At 61.8% G+C, this 16,367-nt stretch carries 17 protein-coding genes; 9 read left to right on the top strand and 8 right to left on the bottom strand.

The annotated features are described in order from the left end of the window. The first annotated feature begins 143 nt into the window (after positions 1 to 143). Positions 144 to 602 (top strand): sigma D regulator, encoded by a 459-nt coding sequence (gene rsd, locus LIY36_RS01885; RefSeq protein ID WP_226454647.1) that lies wholly within the window; start codon positions 144 to 146, stop codon positions 600 to 602. 54 nt (positions 603 to 656) lie between these two features. Here the strand turns inward: rsd and LIY36_RS01880 are convergent, their stop codons facing one another. Then, a complete protein-coding gene (locus LIY36_RS01880; RefSeq protein WP_226454646.1) occupies positions 657 to 1,334 on the bottom strand; it encodes an FKBP-type peptidyl-prolyl cis-trans isomerase in 678 nt (225 codons plus the stop codon). Positions 1,335 to 1,526: 192 nt separating this feature from the next. On the opposite strand from LIY36_RS01880, the gene LIY36_RS01875 reads away from it, so the two are divergent. Next, positions 1,527 to 2,645 carry an AlgP family protein gene (locus LIY36_RS01875; RefSeq protein WP_226454645.1) on the top strand — a complete coding sequence of 373 codons (1,119 nt, stop codon included), beginning with the start codon at positions 1,527 to 1,529 and terminating at the stop codon, positions 2,643 to 2,645. Here LIY36_RS01875 and LIY36_RS01870 read toward each other — a convergent pair. After that, positions 2,642 to 3,106, bottom strand: a complete 465-nt coding sequence (locus tag LIY36_RS01870; RefSeq protein WP_226454644.1) for a TIGR02444 family protein — start codon at positions 3,104 to 3,106, stop codon at positions 2,642 to 2,644. The two genes, LIY36_RS01875 and LIY36_RS01870, sit on opposite strands and share 4 nt — an antisense overlap. Before the next feature lie 50 nt (positions 3,107 to 3,156). Here LIY36_RS01870 and LIY36_RS01865 point away from each other — a divergent pair, with 50 nt between their 5' ends. The 3 genes from LIY36_RS01865 to LIY36_RS01855 all read left to right on the top strand — a co-directional run bounded on the left by LIY36_RS01865 (position 3,157) and on the right by LIY36_RS01855 (position 6,325). Beyond that, positions 3,157 to 5,067: an ATP-binding cassette domain-containing protein gene (locus LIY36_RS01865; RefSeq protein WP_192297957.1), complete on the top strand. Its 1,911-nt coding sequence runs from the start codon at positions 3,157 to 3,159 to the stop codon at positions 5,065 to 5,067. Further along, entirely contained in the window at positions 5,067 to 5,621 is a 555-nt protein-coding gene (locus tag LIY36_RS01860) for a mechanosensitive ion channel family protein (RefSeq protein ID WP_226454643.1), read from the top strand. The genes LIY36_RS01865 and LIY36_RS01860 overlap by 1 nt, the downstream gene beginning before the upstream one ends. Before the next feature lie 71 nt (positions 5,622 to 5,692). Further along, positions 5,693 to 6,325, top strand: coding sequence for a LysE family transporter (locus LIY36_RS01855; protein ID WP_226454642.1), 633 nt, complete (start codon positions 5,693 to 5,695; stop codon positions 6,323 to 6,325). Positions 6,326 to 6,465: 140 nt separating this feature from the next. On the opposite strand, the gene LIY36_RS01850 is transcribed toward LIY36_RS01855, so the two are convergent. From LIY36_RS01850 to LIY36_RS01835, 4 genes are read right to left on the bottom strand one after another with little or no spacing between them, the layout of a single operon-like run. Continuing rightward, a complete protein-coding gene (locus LIY36_RS01850; protein WP_226454641.1) occupies positions 6,466 to 7,206 on the bottom strand; it encodes a penicillin-binding protein activator LpoB in 741 nt (246 codons plus the stop codon). Positions 7,207 to 7,209: 3 nt separating this feature from the next. After that, a complete protein-coding gene (gene lpoB, locus LIY36_RS01845; protein ID WP_226454640.1) occupies positions 7,210 to 7,797 on the bottom strand; it encodes a penicillin-binding protein activator LpoB in 588 nt (195 codons plus the stop codon). Positions 7,798 to 7,832: 35 nt separating this feature from the next. After that, positions 7,833 to 8,204, bottom strand: coding sequence for a YcfL family protein (locus tag LIY36_RS01840; RefSeq protein WP_192297953.1), 372 nt, complete (start codon positions 8,202 to 8,204; stop codon positions 7,833 to 7,835). A gap of 10 nt (positions 8,205 to 8,214) precedes the next feature. Further along, complete coding sequence (locus LIY36_RS01835) at positions 8,215 to 9,609, bottom strand: COG3014 family protein (protein WP_226454639.1); 1,395 nt, start codon at positions 9,607 to 9,609, stop codon at positions 8,215 to 8,217. Between the two features lie 257 nt (positions 9,610 to 9,866). Between LIY36_RS01835 and LIY36_RS01830 the strand changes: the two genes are divergently transcribed. Both LIY36_RS01830 and LIY36_RS01825 read left to right on the top strand, forming a co-directional pair. Next, positions 9,867 to 11,762 (top strand): FTR1 family protein, encoded by a 1,896-nt coding sequence (locus LIY36_RS01830; RefSeq protein WP_226454638.1) that lies wholly within the window; start codon positions 9,867 to 9,869, stop codon positions 11,760 to 11,762. Between the two features lie 152 nt (positions 11,763 to 11,914). Further along, positions 11,915 to 12,370 (top strand): YaiI/YqxD family protein, encoded by a 456-nt coding sequence (locus LIY36_RS01825; RefSeq protein ID WP_226454637.1) that lies wholly within the window; start codon positions 11,915 to 11,917, stop codon positions 12,368 to 12,370. 137 nt (positions 12,371 to 12,507) lie between these two features. Here LIY36_RS01825 and elbB read toward each other — a convergent pair whose 3' ends face one another. Continuing rightward, entirely contained in the window at positions 12,508 to 13,173 is a 666-nt protein-coding gene (gene elbB, locus LIY36_RS01820; protein ID WP_226454636.1) for an isoprenoid biosynthesis glyoxalase ElbB, read from the bottom strand. Between the two features lie 116 nt (positions 13,174 to 13,289). On the opposite strand from elbB, the gene LIY36_RS01815 reads away from it, so the two are divergent. After that, complete coding sequence (locus LIY36_RS01815) at positions 13,290 to 14,525, top strand: sterol desaturase family protein (RefSeq protein WP_226454635.1); 1,236 nt, start codon at positions 13,290 to 13,292, stop codon at positions 14,523 to 14,525. Here LIY36_RS01815 and LIY36_RS01810 read toward each other — a convergent pair. Then, positions 14,506 to 15,141, bottom strand: coding sequence for a DedA family protein (locus LIY36_RS01810; RefSeq protein WP_226454826.1), 636 nt, complete (start codon positions 15,139 to 15,141; stop codon positions 14,506 to 14,508). The two genes, LIY36_RS01815 and LIY36_RS01810, sit on opposite strands and share 20 nt — an antisense overlap. Positions 15,142 to 15,349: 208 nt before the next feature. Here LIY36_RS01810 and hemB point away from each other — a divergent pair, with 208 nt between their 5' ends. Further along, the gene (hemB, locus tag LIY36_RS01805) at positions 15,350 to 16,363 is read left to right on the top strand and encodes a porphobilinogen synthase (RefSeq protein WP_192297947.1); all 1,014 of its coding nucleotides are present in this window, start codon (positions 15,350 to 15,352) and stop codon (positions 16,361 to 16,363) included. Positions 16,364 to 16,367: the final 4 nt, after the last annotated feature.

Here is a 16,367-nt window from a genome sequence, read left to right as displayed (position 1 = left end):
AGCCATAGTCATGCGGGCATAATCTGGCCCGCATGCAGTATCGGAACCGTTTGTCCGATGCGGCCTTGTCCGGCCGCGGCGTTATCCTTTAAGTGTTGCGCGGGCACCAGGCGGCAGCGCCCCTATAGGGAAGAGAGATCATCATGCTGGAAAGTTGTCAGAATGCTCAGGAACGCTGGGGTGGGGTGCACAAGCTGATCGACAGCTGGTTGAAGGCACGTCACGAACTGGTTCGGGCCTTTGATGCGCTTGGCGCCAAGCCCGAGGAACTGGCTGAGAATCGCAAACCGTTGTTGGGTTTTTGCGGTGTACTGATGGACTACGTGTCTGAGGGACACTTCGGTGTCTACGATCAATTGACCAAGGAAGCAAAAGCCTTTGGTGATGATCGCGGCCTCAAGCTGGCGGATACTATTTACCCGCGCCTTGATGCAATCACTGAGAAGCTTGTCGCCTTCAATGACCTGTGTGATGCCGGTCAATGCGTGGCCGAGAAATTCAAAGAGTTGGGCGGCCTGCTTCACGAACGATTCGAGCTGGAAGACTGCCTGATCGAAGTGCTGCACAACGCTCACAAGGAAGAGCCCGCCACTCAGGCTTGACCCCTGAACTGCAGATAAGGAAACGGCGCGTTTTACGCGCCGTTTTTTATTGGGTCAGTGGCGGATGCCGAGTAATTCGATCTCAAAGACCAAGGGCGTGTAGGGCGGGATCAACTCGCCTGCACCGTCGGCGCCGTAGGCCTGGGCAGAGGGGATGACCAGGCGCCATTTTGCGCCCGTCGGCATCTGTTGCAGCGCGCTGGTCCAGCCGCTGATCACACTGTCCAGGCGGAACCATTGGGGCTGCGTGCTCTGATCGAATACCGTCCCATCGGGCAGTCGTCCCACGTATTTGACCTGCACTTCATCCGTCGCCAATGGCTTCGGACCACTGCCTGGTGCCAGCTCCGTCAGCAGGATTGCGTCGGCCAGTTCGCGCACGCCGGCAACGGCTTTTTCCTTGCTCAAGAACTGCTGTTCTGCGGCGAGTGCTTTTTCGCTTTGAGGTGCCTGTGCGTCGGCTGCGCTCTGTGCTTCGTGCTGGGCCAGCAGCTGTTCGATGCGCGCATTATCGAGTGCCAGCGGCTTGCCTTGATAGGCTTGCTTGAGGCCGTCGAGCAAGGCCTGGATCTGCAAGTCGGGGACTTCCTGGCGCAAGCGTTCGCCGAGGCTGGCGCCCAGGCTGTAAGCGAGGTCGTGCCGGTTCTGGTCAGTGGTTTTGGACGACGATTGCTCGCTCCCATTGGCCACTGAAATCGCCAGGCCCAATACAAGAAAAAGGTAACGCGACATGGGCATCCTCCCGCCGAAAGTGCGACGGATTATGCCAGTGCGAGGCGGTAAAAAGTGTCGTGTATTTTCGTTATGACGATAAGAATTTTCGCACGGTGCAACGCCAGGCAAACGATACTGTCAACATGCCCTAGCGGCGGTAAGAGCAGAGGGCTAGTATGAGCCGCACCCACGTCAGCCAGGAGGTAAACCATGTCGGCCAAACAGAAGCCTGTAAATACCCCGTTGCATTTACTCCAACAACTTTCGGGCAGCCTGCTCGAACATCTGGAAAGCGCTTGTTCCCAAGCCTTGGCCGATGCAGAAAAGCTGCTCGCCAAGCTGGAAAAACAACGCGGTAAAGCGCAAGAGAAGCTGCACAAATCCCGCACCAAACTGCAAGACGCCGCCACTGCCGGCAAGGCCAAGGCACAAGCCAAAGCCAAAGACGCAGTCAAAGAACTTGAGGACCTGCTGGATGCCCTCAAGGATCGCCAAGCCGAAACCCGCGGCTACATCTCCCAACTCAAAAAAGACGCTCAAGAAAGCCTGAAACTGGCCCAGGGCGTTGGTCGTGTGAAGGACGCCGTAGCCAAAGTGCTGGGCGCTCGCACCCCGGCAAAAGCCGCTGCGCCAAAAGCCCCAGCCAAAGCTGCTGTCGCCAAGCCAGCTGTTAAAACTGCTGCTGCAAAACCAGCCGCCAAGCCAGCTGTTAAAACTGCTGCTGCAAAACCAGCCGCCAAGCCAGCTGTTAAAACTGCTGCTGCAAAACCAGCCGCCAAGCCAACTGCCAAAACCGCTGCTGCGAAACCAGCCGCCAAGCCAGTTGCTAAAGCCGCTGCTGCAAAACCAGCCGCCAAGCCAGCTGCCAAAACTGCTGCTGCGAAACCAGCCGCCAAGCCAGTTGCCAAAGCCGCTGCTGCAAAACCAGCCGCCAAGCCAGCTGCTAAAACCGCTGCTGCGAAACCAGCCGCCAAGCCAGCTGCCAAAACTGCTGCTGCGAAACCAGCCGCCAAGCCAGTTGCCAAAACTGCTGCTGCGAAACCAGCCGCCAAGCCAGTTGCCAAAGCCGCTGCTGCAAAACCAGCCGCCAAGCCAGCTGTTAAAACTGCTGCTGCGAAACCAGCCGCCAAGCCAGCGGCCAAACCTGCTGCCGCGAAACCAGCCGCCAAGCCAGCCGCAAAACCTGCTGCTGCAAAGCCGGTCGCTGCTAAAGCCGCACCGGCCAAGCCTGCAACACCAGCGGCTACCCCGGTAGCGTCCACCACGCCAGCTGCTGCTCCAGCTGCTGCGCCGGTAGCACCAAGCACCACTCCAACCAGCGCTTCCTAAGTGCCGGTGACCATGACGCGCAGCTGTTGCAGCGCGTCATGGTCAAGGTTGGCGGCGTCCTCGGCCGCCAATCCTTCCAGCCACGGCTGGTGACCTTTCACACCGGTTGGCCATTCCAGCGCCAGCGTTTCCAGGCGCGCCAGCAATTGCCGTTCGGCATCCAGCTCCAGACTTTTGACCCGCTCTCGCAACTGCGCCAGTGATTCGTCCTGCTGCGCCAAGGCGCGCCATTGCGTGCGCAGCTGTCGCAAGGGTTCAATCACCTGTGCGCGCCACGGGCGGGCGAGCTGTTGCAGTGCATGAACGCGCCCAGGCTCAAGCGCAACACCGCGTTGCTCCAACCATGCAGCGCAGAGCAGCAGGCACACATCCGCCCCGTGTTCCTGCAAGCGCAGGCACGTGCTTTCGACGCCCGGACGGGCGTAAGTCGAGAGGGCAAAGCTCCACAGGTCAGCGCACATATTCACACCCAAGCCAGCGGCCAACGAAGCTGGTAGACTCCGCCGCCATTATGATCCGACTTCAAAGCCTAACATTACAGCGTGGCCCGCAACGTCTTCTCGAAGACGCCGAGCTGACCCTGCACGCCGGTCACAAAGCCGGCCTGATCGGTGCCAACGGCGCCGGCAAATCCACGTTGTTCGCCCTGTTGCTGGGTGAGCTGACCCCGGATTCCGGGGACTGCTTGCTGCCGGCCGACTGGCGCATCGCCCATATGCGCCAGGAGATCGACACCCTGGACCGCATCGCGATCGACTACGTGCTCGATGGCGACTTGCGCCTTCGCCAGGTGCAGCACGACCTGGCCGAGGCCGAGAAAGCCCAGGACGGCGCCGCCCAGGCGCGTCTGCATTCGGAGCTCGACAGTGCCGACGGCTACACCGCCGACGCCCGTGCGCGCAAGATGCTGGCGGGCCTGGGGTTCACCAACGAACAGATGGATCGCCCGGTCGCCGACTTCTCCGGTGGCTGGCGCATGCGCCTGAACCTGGCCCAGGCGCTGATGTGCCCGTCCGACCTGTTACTGCTCGACGAACCGACCAACCACTTGGACCTCGATGCGATCCTGTGGCTGGAAGATTTCCTCAAGAGCTACCAGGGCACCTTGCTGCTGATTTCCCACGACCGGGATTTCCTCGACGCCGTGGTCGACAACATCGCCCACGTCGAACAGAAGAAAATCACCCTCTATCGTGGTGGCTACACGGCGTTCGAACGCGCCCGCGCCGAGCGCCTGGCCCAGCAGCAACAGGCCTTCGAGAAGCAGCAGGCGCAGCGTGCGCACATGGAAAGCTACATCGCCCGGTTCAAGGCCCAGGCCACCAAAGCCCGTCAGGCCCAGAGCCGGATCAAGGCGCTGGAGCGCATGGAAGAGCTGTCGGCGGCCCACGTCGATTCGCCGTTCGACTTTGTCTTCCGCGAGTCGGTAAAAATTTCCAGCCCGCTGCTGGACCTCTCGGATGCACGCCTGGGTTATGGCGACAAAACCATCCTGGAGAAGGTCAAGCTGCAGCTCACGCCGGGCGCGCGCATCGGTTTGCTCGGTCCCAACGGCGCGGGCAAGTCGACGCTGATCAAGAACCTGTCGGGCGAGCTTGAGCCGCTGGCCGGGCGCCTGACCCGTGGCGAGAACACGGTGGTGGGCTACTTCGCCCAGCATCAGTTGGACTCCCTCGACTCCAAGGCCAGCCCGCTGCTGCACCTGCAACGCCTGGCGCCGACCGAGCGCGAGCAGACCTTGCGTGACTTCCTCGGTGGTTTCGACTTCCGTGGCGCTCGCATCGACGAGCCGGTGCTGAATTTCTCCGGCGGCGAAAAGGCCCGCCTGGCCCTGGCGCTGATCGCCTGGGACCGGCCGAACCTGCTGCTGCTCGACGAACCGACCAACCACCTGGACCTGGAAATGCGCCTGGCGCTGACCATGGCCTTGCAGGAGTTCAGCGGTGCGGTACTGGTGGTGTCTCACGATCGCCACTTGCTCAAGAGCACCACCGACAACTTCCTGCTGGTGGCCGACGGCAAAGTCGAAGAGTTCGACGGCGACCTCGACGACTACGCACGCTGGCTGACCGACTACCGCCTGCGCAACGCGCCGGTCAGCAACACCCCGGTCAACCCGGACAAGACCGACAAGAAAGCCCAGCGCCAGGCCGCTGCCGCATTGCGTCAACAGTTGGCGCCGCACAAGCGCGAGGCCGACAAACTGGAAGCCGAACTGGGCAAGGTGCACGAGCGCCTGGCCAAGATCGAAGCCAGCCTGGGCGACAGCGCCGTGTACGAAGCCGCGCGCAAGGACGAATTGCGCGACCTGCTGGCCGAACAGGCCAAGCTCAAGGTGCGTGAAGGGCAATTGGAGGAAACCTGGATGGAGGCCCTCGAGTTGCTTGAAACCCTGCAAGCGGAGCTGGAGGCGCTGTCCTGATGGAAGCGCTGCAACTGCCGCTGCCGGCGCAATGGATCGCGCCTGTATGGATTGGTGTGCAAATCCTGCTGATCCTGCTGGCCGGCTACCTGGCCCAGCGTTTTGTCGCCAAGGGCCTGACGCGCCTGGGCCAGCGTTATCCGTTCCCGCCTCAGCTGCTGATGCCGCTTCGCGGCGGTCTGCGCTGGCTGATCATGGGCAGTGCATTGATCTTTGTGCTGGAGCGCGTGGGCGTGTCGGCCACGGTGTTGTGGACGGCGCTGTCGGGGTTTGTCGCCGTGGCCGCCGTGGCGTTCTTCGCCATGTGGTCGGTGCTCTCCAACCTGCTGTGCGCAATCCTGATCTTCACCGTCGGGCCATTTCGCATCGGTGACATCGTCGAGTTGGTCGACACGGTCGACAAACCCGGGGTGAAAGGTCGGGTGGTGGCGATCAACCTGCTGTACACCACGCTGATCGAAGTCGCGGAGGCCGGGACTGACAGTGCGATGGTGCAGGTGCCGAACAGCCTGTTCTTCCAACGCTCGGTGCGTCGCTGGGTCACACCCGCTTAAAAAATCTATAGCCAGGCCTCGTTGCTCGGAGTTAGCTTAACGCTCACGACGAATTTGAAATGAGGTGTGTAATGGCACTCGATACATGGCTGGCCTTTTTCGTGGCCAGTTGGGTCATCTCTCTTTCCCCTGGTGCCGGCGCCATCGCCTCGATGTCCAGCGGCCTGCAATACGGTTTCGCGCGCGGCTACTGGAACGCCATCGGCCTGCAAATCGGCCTGGCGATGCAGATTGCCGTGGTCGCCGGCGGCCTGGGTGCCATTCTGGCGACGTCTTCCACAGCGTTCTATGCGATCAAATGGTTTGGCGTGGCGTACCTGGTGTACCTGGCCATCAAGCAATGGCGCGCCTTGCCCGTGGACATGACCGACGACGCGGCCGTGCGCCCGATCGGCAAGCCGCTGGCGATGATGTTCCGTGGCTTCCTGGTCAACGCGAGCAATCCCAAGGCCTTGGTGTTCATGCTCGCGGTGCTGCCACAGTTCGTGAACCCGCAGGCGCCGCTGCTGATCCAGTACCTGATCCTGGGCGCGACGATGATCTGCGTGGATATGATCGTGATGGCGGGGTATACGGGGCTGGCGTCGAAGGTGTTGCGGTTGTTGCGTACGCCTAAGCAGCAGAAGCGTATGAATCGCACGTTTGCGGGGTTATTCGTGGGGGCCGCAGGCTTCCTTGCCAGCCTGCACCGCGCCACGGCATAACTGTCGAAACCGGATTAAAAAAGTGGGAGCGGGCTTGCTCGCGAATACGGTCTGTCAGTCACTGATGTGCTGACTGATACACCGTATTCGCGAGCAAGCCCGCTCCCACATTGGTTTTATGTTGCCCGTGAGATAGCTGATCAGCGCAAGATCTTCGGTGCTTCATCCCTCGGCAAGTTGTTGCGCAGCACCGGCTGGTCTGGCGCTTGATAGCCGCCGCCCAACTGTTCTGCCAACTGCCGTGCCACATCCTCCCCCAAAGTCTTGGACACTTCCTTCACCACCCGCGGCCGGTTCAGGCTCACACGCACATCGCGGCTGCTGACCAATTTGGTGTCCTGGCCTTCGCCCATGGCGGTAAACGCCGAGGTGATCTCGAAGGTGCGCGTATTGATCAGGCTGAAATCCGCCACCAGGGTCAGGCCCAGCACCGCCGAGTAGCTGTTGGTGCGGTCGATGGCGTTGAGGTCCTGGGTGAAGTCGATGTCGGACAGGGTGCCGAACAGCACGTAGTCCGCGCCTTTGAAATTGCCGGCCTTGATGCGCTTGATCACGTCATACACGTCAGCTGTGGCATCGGCGTTGTAAGGCGTGCCCTGCACCAGTTGGAACTGGCGCAACTTGAGGATCTCGCCCTTGATGTCACCGCTGAATTTACGCAGCTCGTTCTGCTCGATGTAGCTGGAGCGGCTTTCGTACTCGCTGTAGCTCGACGCGCCACTGGCGTTGTACGCGCTTGCCTGGAAGTTGTTGCTGGCCGAGACCTGGTGGATGTATTCCTCGACCCGCGCCTGATAGGCCAGGTCGGTCACCGCGATCTTCGGGGCGGCCGTGGCGCCAAAGGCACACAACAGGCCGATCATGCCGATCCATGCACGCATTGCTTAGCGCTCCGTGGTCTTGCGGATTTCTTTTTCGTCCATCCATTCAGCCAGACCGCTCTCGACGTCGATCAACTGCAGGCTGAATTTGTAGAACACGTCCTTGTAGTCCGAGCTGCGCTTGACGATGGAGCTGATGGAGCCTTCCAGGCGGTACTTGGCAGCGACCATGTTGCCGGTCTTGCTCACCGTGGACTTCTTGTACAGGCCGCTCTGGTTTTGCAGCTTGAGCTGGTCGACCTGGCTCTGCATGTCGGTGTTGTCGCTGGCGAAGCGCGCGGTGCCAGTCTTCATCAGCTGGGTCTTGATCGACGTGGTGATCTCACGGGTGTCGATGTACTCGCTGGTCTTGTTTTTCACGTCGTACACCTGCACCACCGGGCGGCCTCGCAGGATGCCGGACTGGGCGAGGGAGCGGGTCATGCTTTCGGCGATCATCTGCAGGTCGGTGGAACCGAACTCGTTGGTGACCAGTTCCACGGCCTTGGTGTCGCCGTAGCTGATGTTTTTACCGCCCAGCACCGGCGACGTGTTGGAGCAACCGCTGGCCAGGACGGCAACCACGGCGAGAATCGAGAAGCGTGCAAACATGGGGAAATCTCTCAGCAGCAAAAAGGATGAACGGCTCAAGGGGTTTTCACTTCAAGACGGAAGTCCGCCGCCTGCGGCAGGTTGGCAATGGCCGGCAGGAAGGTCGCCTGGTTGGCGTACAGGCTCAGCACCTTCCAGGCTTCTTCATCACCCACCGGGAAACCGTCGGCGCCCAGCCAGGCAAAGCGGTAATACATCATCTGGTTGCTGCTGGTGATGTTGCTCAGCTGCACCTTGGCGGTGAGGAAACCGTTCTCGCGGGCCACACGAATGGCGCCGACGGCGATGCCCTTGAACTTGCCCATCACCACGATTTTGCTCGCGGCGCTGCCAGGGGCCGGTGGTGGCGGGGTGGCGCAGCCGGCGAGCAGGACCAGCGCCAGGGCGCCGAGGATGAAATGACGCATAGCGTGCTCCTTAAGGTTGTTTGAGGGCGATGGCTTGGGTTGCCGCGTTCGGCACCACGTGGGCGGCGAGACCGCCGGCGAACACCTGATTGCCGACCACGCGCAGGGTGATCACCTGGTAACGCTGGTCGGCCTTGACCGTGACCAGCGTGCCGCCCAAAGCGTTGGGTAGGCTGACCTGGTGCTCGCCGCGCTTGAGGCGCAGGCGGGTGACCTGGGTCAGGTCCGGCAGGGTGCGCCAGGTGCGCGTGTCGGCGCCTTCGGCGACGGCCGAGGCGATACCTAGTACCAGGCCGGCCATGGGGTTGGTCTTGTTCAGGTTGTTTTGCGCCACGCCACGGCTGACGGCGCGCACGGTGGTGCGCAGGATGATCCCCGGCATGTCGTCACGCAGGGCGCGACGGGACATGGCGGTGGTGCTGTTGAGCGCAGTGAGGTTCTGTTGCTGGCCGTCGACGCCGATCTGGGCGAAGGCTTGGGTGGACGTGTCGGGCTTGATAATCGGGAACGACAGCGGGGTGATCACCAGGTTGCCGTTGATCGGGATCGGCAGCGGCAGGCGAATCGAATCGCGGGCCGGGGCCAGGCCGCTCTGGATCACGATCAGCACGTCGGTTTCATCGGCGCCGACCTTGGATTTGTCCAGGTCGAGCAGGGCCTTCTCCAGCAGCGGAGTGTTCGGGCGCAGTTCGGCTGCCTTGCGGTAGCCGGGGGCAGCCAGGTCTTTTTCGCCGAGGGCTTCGTAGACGAAACCGGCCAGGTAATGGCTGAACGCACTTTGGTAGCTGTTCTTCAGGCCGACCACTTCCGGTGCGTCGAGGGCTTGCACCGGGTAGCCGTGCAGGTCTTTGAGCTGGGTGGTCACGCCCTGGCGCTCGGCGTCGTCTTCGCGCTTGAGGTACTCCTTGTCACGCAGGTCGGCGATCACGGCTTCGCGCTCGTGGGTCTTCTTGATTTCGGTGCGGGCGCCGTCGAAGTCATTCAGGGCCAGCAGATTCAAGGCCATCTGGGTGGTCAGCATGACTTTTTCGTAGTCGTAGCCTTCGTAGCGGCGCACCTTGTCGTTGGCCAGGAAGCTGCCGAACTGGGCGAGGTACTTGTCGCTGTCGAACTTGACCGATTCTTCCCACTTGTAGACTTGCAGGTCGGCGCTGCGCCAGGCGGTCTGGCTGCCGCTCAGGTCGCCCTTGGCCCGTAGCAGCTCACCCTTTTCGAAGAAATACAGCAGGTCTTTGTCTTCGCTGCTGTTGTTCTTTTCCAACAGGGTCAGGGCCGCGTCGACATTGCCGGTGGCCAATTGCTGGTTGGTGGCCTGCAGCTCGGTGTCGTAGCTGCGAAACATCGAGCAACCGGACAGCAACGTGACTGCCACGAGCGCAAGCGGGGTAACGGCGCGAAATGCCATGCAAACTTCTTCCCTGAAAGTAACCAGCTGATGTGCAGATTCCTCATAAACATGAGGCAATAAAGACCCTTTCGCGATAACAGGGCGCGGCATTATAGGCGCCATCAGTGGCAAAACAATGGCTTTTTGCTCGGTTTACGGCGGTAAGTGCCATCATCGGTTCAAGGGTTTTGCAAACGCCCATTCACTAACGCCTTGAGTCAAAGCCGTTAAACCTCAACAATGTGTTACTTCGTATTTCCCTTTGAGATTCATTCATGACTGCCCCCTTCCGTTTTCTCGCCTGGCTGATGCTACCGGCGCTGATGTCGTGCAGCTTCAACCTGCTGGCCACGACTGCCGAAGGCGCCCCACAGGCCCTGCATTTGCTGGACTACATTGGCGCCGACTACCCTCCCACCGTGGAAGCGGGCAAGGTCATCGATGAATCCGAATTCCGTGAGCAGGTGGAGTTCCTCGGAGTATTGCAGGGGTTGGTGGCGCAGTTGCCGGCGAAGCCCGAGCGGGCCGACTTGGTAAAGGGCGTCGATGAGTTGCTGGCGGCCGTGACCGCTCACGCCGAGGGCGCGACCGTGGCTCGCCAGGCCCGGCAATTGGGTGCCCAACTGGCGGTGGCGTATGAAGTCAGCCAGGCTCCGGCGATCACCCCTGACCCGACGCGTGGCGCGCCGCTCTACGCCCAGCATTGCTCGGTGTGCCACGGTGCTGCTGGGGCCGGTGATGGCCCGGCGGGCATGGGCATGACGCCGCCGCCTGCCAATCTGACGGACACCACGCGCCTGGATCGCCTGAGCCTCTACGCGATCTACAACACCCTCGGCCTGGGCGTCGAAGGCACGGACATGCCGTCTTTCGCCGATCAATTGGACGACCGTCAGCGCTGGGACCTGGCCACCTACATCGCCGGTTTCACCGCCGACCCGGCTGCCGCGAAGAGCGAACAACCTTTCAACCTCGCCGACCTGGCCCGCCAGACCCCAAATGAAGTGCTCGCTGCCAGCGGCCCAAGCGCTGCCGCGACCTTCCGCGCCCAGCGTGCTCAACCGCCGCAGGTCAAGCGTGGCCCGGCGCAGTTGCTGGATTACACCGCCAGCACTCTGGACAAGAGTCTCGCCGCGTTCCGCAATGGCGACCACGAGCAGGCTTACGACCTGTCCGTCGCCGCCTACCTGGAAGGCTTCGAGCTGGTGGAAAGCTCGCTGGACAACGTCGACGCCAACGTGCGCAAGGACACTGAGAAAGCCCTGATGGCCTATCGGCAGTCGTTGCAGGACGGGTTGCCGATCGAGCAGGTGCAACAGCGCCTGGACGTGGCCAAGGGCAAGCTCACGCAATCCGCCGGCTTGCTCGGCAGCGATGGCCTGAGTTGGTCGTTGAGCTACATCTCCGGCTTGCTGATCCTGCTGCGCGAAGGCCTGGAAGCGATCCTGGTGCTGGCGGCAATCCTCGCGTTCCTGCGCAACACCGGCCAGCAGTCGGCGGTGCGTAGCGTCAACGTCGGCTGGGGCCTGGCGCTGTTGGCCGGGCTGGCGACCTGGGCGCTGGCGGCGTATGTGATTGACGTCAGCGGCGCCCAGCGCGAACTGCTTGAAGGCTGCACGGCGCTGTTCGCCAGTGTGATGGTGCTGTGGCTCGGCGTGTGGATGCACGACCGTCGTCACGCCGCCGCCTGGCAGGACTACATCAAGAGCAGCCTGGTTGGCGGCGGCGGGCGCTTTGGTTTTGCGATGCTGGCGTTCTTCTCGGTGTACCGCGAGCTGTTCGAAGTGATCCTGTTCTACGAAACCCTGTGGCTGCAAGCCGGTCCGGCCGGGCACAACGCGGTGCTGGCCGGCGGCGCCACGGCGCTGGTGCTGTTGGTGGGCCTGGCGTGGGTGATCCTGCGCGGTTCGGCGAAGCTGCCATTGGCACTGTTCTTCGGCATCAACGCAGCGCTGCTGTGTGCGTTGTCGGTGGTGTTTGCCGGGCATGGCGTGAAGGCGCTGCAAGAAGCCGGCATCTTCGGTACGCGGCCGGTAGCATTTTTTGACTTTGACTGGCTAGGGATTCATGCCGATGCGTACTCGTTGAGTGCGCAGGCGGTGGCGATCCTGGCGATTGTGGTGTTGTATGGCCGCAGTCGGTTGGCTGAGAAGCGCCACGCCACTGCTTAAGCGGGCACAGTCAGTGTGGGAGCGGGCTTGCTCGCGAATGCGGTGTATCAGCTTGCCTATATATTGCTGACCCACCGCTTTCGCGATCAAGCCCGTTCCCACACAAGCCCGCTCCCACATGTTGAACTGTGTTGTGGATATGAGGAGTGTTTATGCGCGTATGGATCGATGCCGACGCCTGCCCTCGGGCAGCCAAGGACCAGGTGGTCAAGTTCGCCCTCAAGCGTCAGTTCGAGGTGGTGCTGGTGGCCGGACAAAGCCAGATCAAGCCGAGCTTTGCCTGCGTGAAGCTGATCGTGGTGCCTAGCGGCCCTGACGCGGCGGATGATTATCTGGTGGAGCACGCGGTGCCCGGCGACTTGGTGATCTGCAGCGACGTGCCCCTGGCGGATCGTTTGGTGAAGAAGGGCGTTACGGCCCTCGACCCGCGGGGCAAGGAGTTCAGCCCGGCGAACATGAGTGAACGCCTGGCGGTGCGCAACCTGTTCACCGATCTGCGCGAACAAGGCCAGATGGGCGGCGGGCCACCGCCCCATGGCGAGAAGGACAAGCAGGCGTTCGCCAATGCCCTGGACCGCATCCTCACGCGCCTGATGCGCCACCCCTGATGTAGTGAGCGGGCTTGCCCCGCGCTGGGGGGCGAAGCCGCCCCAATAAGAGCGCTGCGGTGTTTCAGGGAGACCGAGGTGCCTGGTTTTAGGGCGGCTTCGCCCCCCAGCGCGGGGCAAGCCCGCTCACTACAGGGTCAGTCGTTTTCGTGGGTCAGCTCGAGCACCCGGTCTACCAGCTTGTTGATGCCCGACGCCACCTCGCTGATGCTTTTGCCCACCATATAGGCCGGTGTGCTCACCAGCCTGCGCGCCGTGTCCTCGACGATGTCGTCCACCGCGCATTCCTGGTGGGTGGCGCCCATCTTGTCCAGGGCCGCTGCCGTGTCAGCGCAATTGCCGATGGTGCAGGTCACGCCGGGGCCGTAGATCTTCGCGGCCAGGGCCGGGGAGATGCAGATCAGTCCTACCGGTTTGCCCGCTTCGGCAAAGGCTTCGGCCAACGCCAGTACCTGCGGGTTGACGCTGCAACCGGCGCCTTCCACGGCAAAGTTCGACAGGTTTTTCGCCGCCCCAAACCCTCCGGGCACGATCAGCGCGTCGAAGTCGGCGGCGTTGGCCTCGCCAATGTCCTTCACGTCACCGCGAGCGATACGTGCCGACTCCACCAGTACATTGCGCGACTCGGGCATTTCTTCGCCGGTGAGGTGGTTGATCACGTGCAGTTGCGCAATGTCCGGGGCAAAGCATTGGACCTGAGCGCCGCGCTGGTCCAGACGCAGCAGGGTGATCACGCTTTCGTGGATCTCGGCGCCGTCGTACACGCCGCAGCCGGAAAGGATCACTGCAATTTTTTTGCTCATGGGCATTTCTCCTAGGGTCTTGGCGTTAAATGTCTACTAATTTGTCACCTGTTGCCAATGGGCTCTCGCGGCGCTACACCTACTCTAGATGTAACAAAAATAGACCGGACTAGCCCATGGACTTCGTGCCTTACGCGGTACCGTTTTTCATCGCCTTGATCGTGGTAGAGCTGCTTGCTGACCGCTGGCGCGGCGCGCGCAATTACCGGGTGGCAGACGCCATCAACAGCCTCAGCACCGGCGTGCTGTCCACCACCACAGGCTTGCTGACCAAAGGCGTGGGGCTGCTCACCTACGCGTTTGCCCTCAAACACTTGGCGCTGCTTGAATTGCCTGCCCAGAACCCCTGGACCTGGGTATTCGCTTTCGTGTTCTACGACTTCTGCTACTACTGGCTGCACCGCATGGGCCACGAGCGCAATATTTTGTGGGCCGCGCATTCGGTGCACCATCAGAGTGAGGACTACAACCTCAGCACCGCCCTGCGCCAGACCAGCACCGGTTTCCTGCTGAGCTGGATCTTCTACCTGCCGCTGGCGGTGGTCGGCGTGCCGTTGGTGGTGTTTATCAGCGTGGCGTCGCTCAACCTGCTGTACCAATTCTGGGTGCATACCCGCCACGTGCCCAAGCTTGGCTGGTTCGAATGGTTCTTCGTCACACCGTCCAATCATCGGGCGCACCATGCACAAAACGCTCTCTACATGGATCGCAACTACGGCGGTGTGTTCATTATTTGGGACCGGCTGTTCGGCACCTTCCAGGAAGAAGACGACAACGAACCGGTGATTTTCGGCGTGACCACGCCCCTGGCCAGTTGGAACCCACTGTGGGCCAACCTGCAGTTTTATGCCCAGCTGTGGAGTGATGCGCGGCGCACCGAGAAGTGGTGGGACAAATTGCGCATCTGGTTCATGCACACCGGCTGGCGCCCGGCGGACGTGAAAGCCAGGTACCCGTTGGCCAAGCACGACTTGAGTCAGTTCCGCAAATTCGAGGTGCCGCTGGATGTGCGCCAACAGGTGTACATCGCCCTGCAATTTGCCGCGTATGTGGGGTTTGGCAGCTATCTGATGAATTTCGGTGAAGGCTTGCCGACCGCCGCGTTGATTCTGGGCTGGAGTGCCATGGCACTGGGATTGTTTACCCTGGGCGTGGCCCTGGAGGACCGGCCGTGGGCGCTGAAGGCTGAGCTGACGCGGCTGGCGCTGAATGTGCCGCTGGTGTGGCTGGCGCCGCAGGTCGGGCTGTGGCCGGCCAGCAACCTGGGCTGGCTGGGCCTGGCGAGTTACAGCCTGCTCAGCGTGATCGGCCTCTACTGTTGCAGAAGCCGGCTTACTCGACTGGTGTCTTAGACGCCTCGACCGCCGCCGGCTCGGCCGCGAGCCGGGCCTTGGCGTCGGCGCAGGCTTGACGGGCGATGCGCGCGTTCTTGATCCGGCGGCGCAGCCACAGGCCAAAGCCCAGCACCAGCAGCGCGCCCAGCACCCACAGCTCGTACTTCTTGACGCTGCCGAGCATGCCTTCGAGCACCGCGCCGAAGTGGTACGCCGCTGCGCCCAGCGCTGCCGCCCAGATCGCCGCGCCAATGCCGTTGAGGATCAGGTAACGCACCGGCGGATAACCGGAAAGGCCGATCGCCACGGGCATCACCGTGCGCAAGCCGTAGACGAAGCGGAAGCTCAGTACCCAGATGTCCGGGTGCTTGCGGATATGCTCCAGGGCTTTGTCGCCCATCAATTGCCAGCGCGGCTTGCGCGCCAACAGCTTGCGGCCGTGCTTGCGCCCCAGGAAGTACCACAACTGGTCGCCGGCATAGCTGCCGAAGAAGGCAACGACCACCACCAGATTGATGTCCATGTACCCACGGAACGCCAGGAAGCCTGCGAGCACAAGGATGGTCTCACCTTCAAAGAAGGTGCCCAGGAAGAGCGCAAAGTAGCCGAAGTCATGCAGGAATTGTTGAAGCATGGTCTGGGGTGCTGGCGAAATGAACGCGCAGCCTACGCCTTCGTGAACATTCATGAAAGTATCGAGATGTGTCTTGAAGTGAACAATTCCTACATAAATGACGAATGCGGCTACAGGTCGCACCGTTAAGCACAACTGTCATTCATTCGTCATAATGCCCGCTTATAACTGCAACGCTCGCCCGTAAACGCGGGCTCAGGAGTCTGTCGTGAGCTTTACCCCTGCCAATCGCCTGTTCCCCGCCACCCGCCTGCGTCGCAATCGTCGTGATGATTTTTCTCGCCGTCTGGTCCGTGAAAACGTGCTGACGACGAATGATCTGATCCTGCCGGTGTTTGTGCTCGACGGCGAGAATCGGCGCGAAGCAGTGGCGTCGATGCCGGGCGTGGAGCGCTTGACCATCGATCAGTTGTTGATCGAGGCGGCGGGTTGGGTCGAGCTGGGGATTCCGGCGGTGGCGTTGTTCCCGGTCACACCGGCGGGGCTCAAATCTCTCGACGCGGCCGAAGCCTGGAACCCGCAGGGCATCGCCCAGCGCGCCACCCGCGCCCTGCGCGAGCGTTTCCCGGAGCTGGGCGTGATCACCGACGTTGCCCTGGACCCGTTCACCACCCACGGCCAAGATGGCATTCTGGACGAAGACGGCTATGTTCAGAACGACATCACCGTCGATGCGCTGGTCAAGCAAGCCTTGTCCCATGCCGCAGCCGGTGCCCAGGTGGTTGCACCGTCGGACATGATGGACGGCCGCATCCAGGCGATCCGCGAAGCCCTGGAGCTGGCCGGTCACGTCAATGTGCGGATCATGGCCTACTCGGCCAAGTATGCCAGCGCCTATTACGGCCCGTTCCGCGATGCGGTGGGTTCGGCACTGAACCTGGGCAAGGCCAATAAGGCCTCGTACCAGATGGACCCGGCCAACAGCCACGAAGCCCTGCACGAAGTGGCGGCCGACCTGGCCGAAGGCGCCGACATGGTGATGGTCAAGCCCGGCATGCCGTACCTGGACATCCTTTACCGGGTCAAAGAGGAATTCAAAGTGCCGACCTTTGTCTATCAGGTCAGCGGTGAATACGCCATGCACATGGCCGCGATCCAGAATGGTTGGTTGAGTGAAGGGGTGATCCTTGAATCCCTGACTGCCTTTAAACGTGCCGGCGCTGATGGCATCCTGACTTACTTCGCCGCCCGCGCTGCCCAATTGCTTAGAGAGCAACAATAGCCCT

Source organism: Pseudomonas sp. AF03-9, assembly GCF_020515815.1.
Classification (GTDB): Bacteria; Pseudomonadota; Gammaproteobacteria; order Pseudomonadales; family Pseudomonadaceae; genus Aquipseudomonas.
The sequence above is the reverse complement of the archived record's forward strand: the minus strand, read 5'-3'. Positions and strand labels throughout refer to the sequence as shown.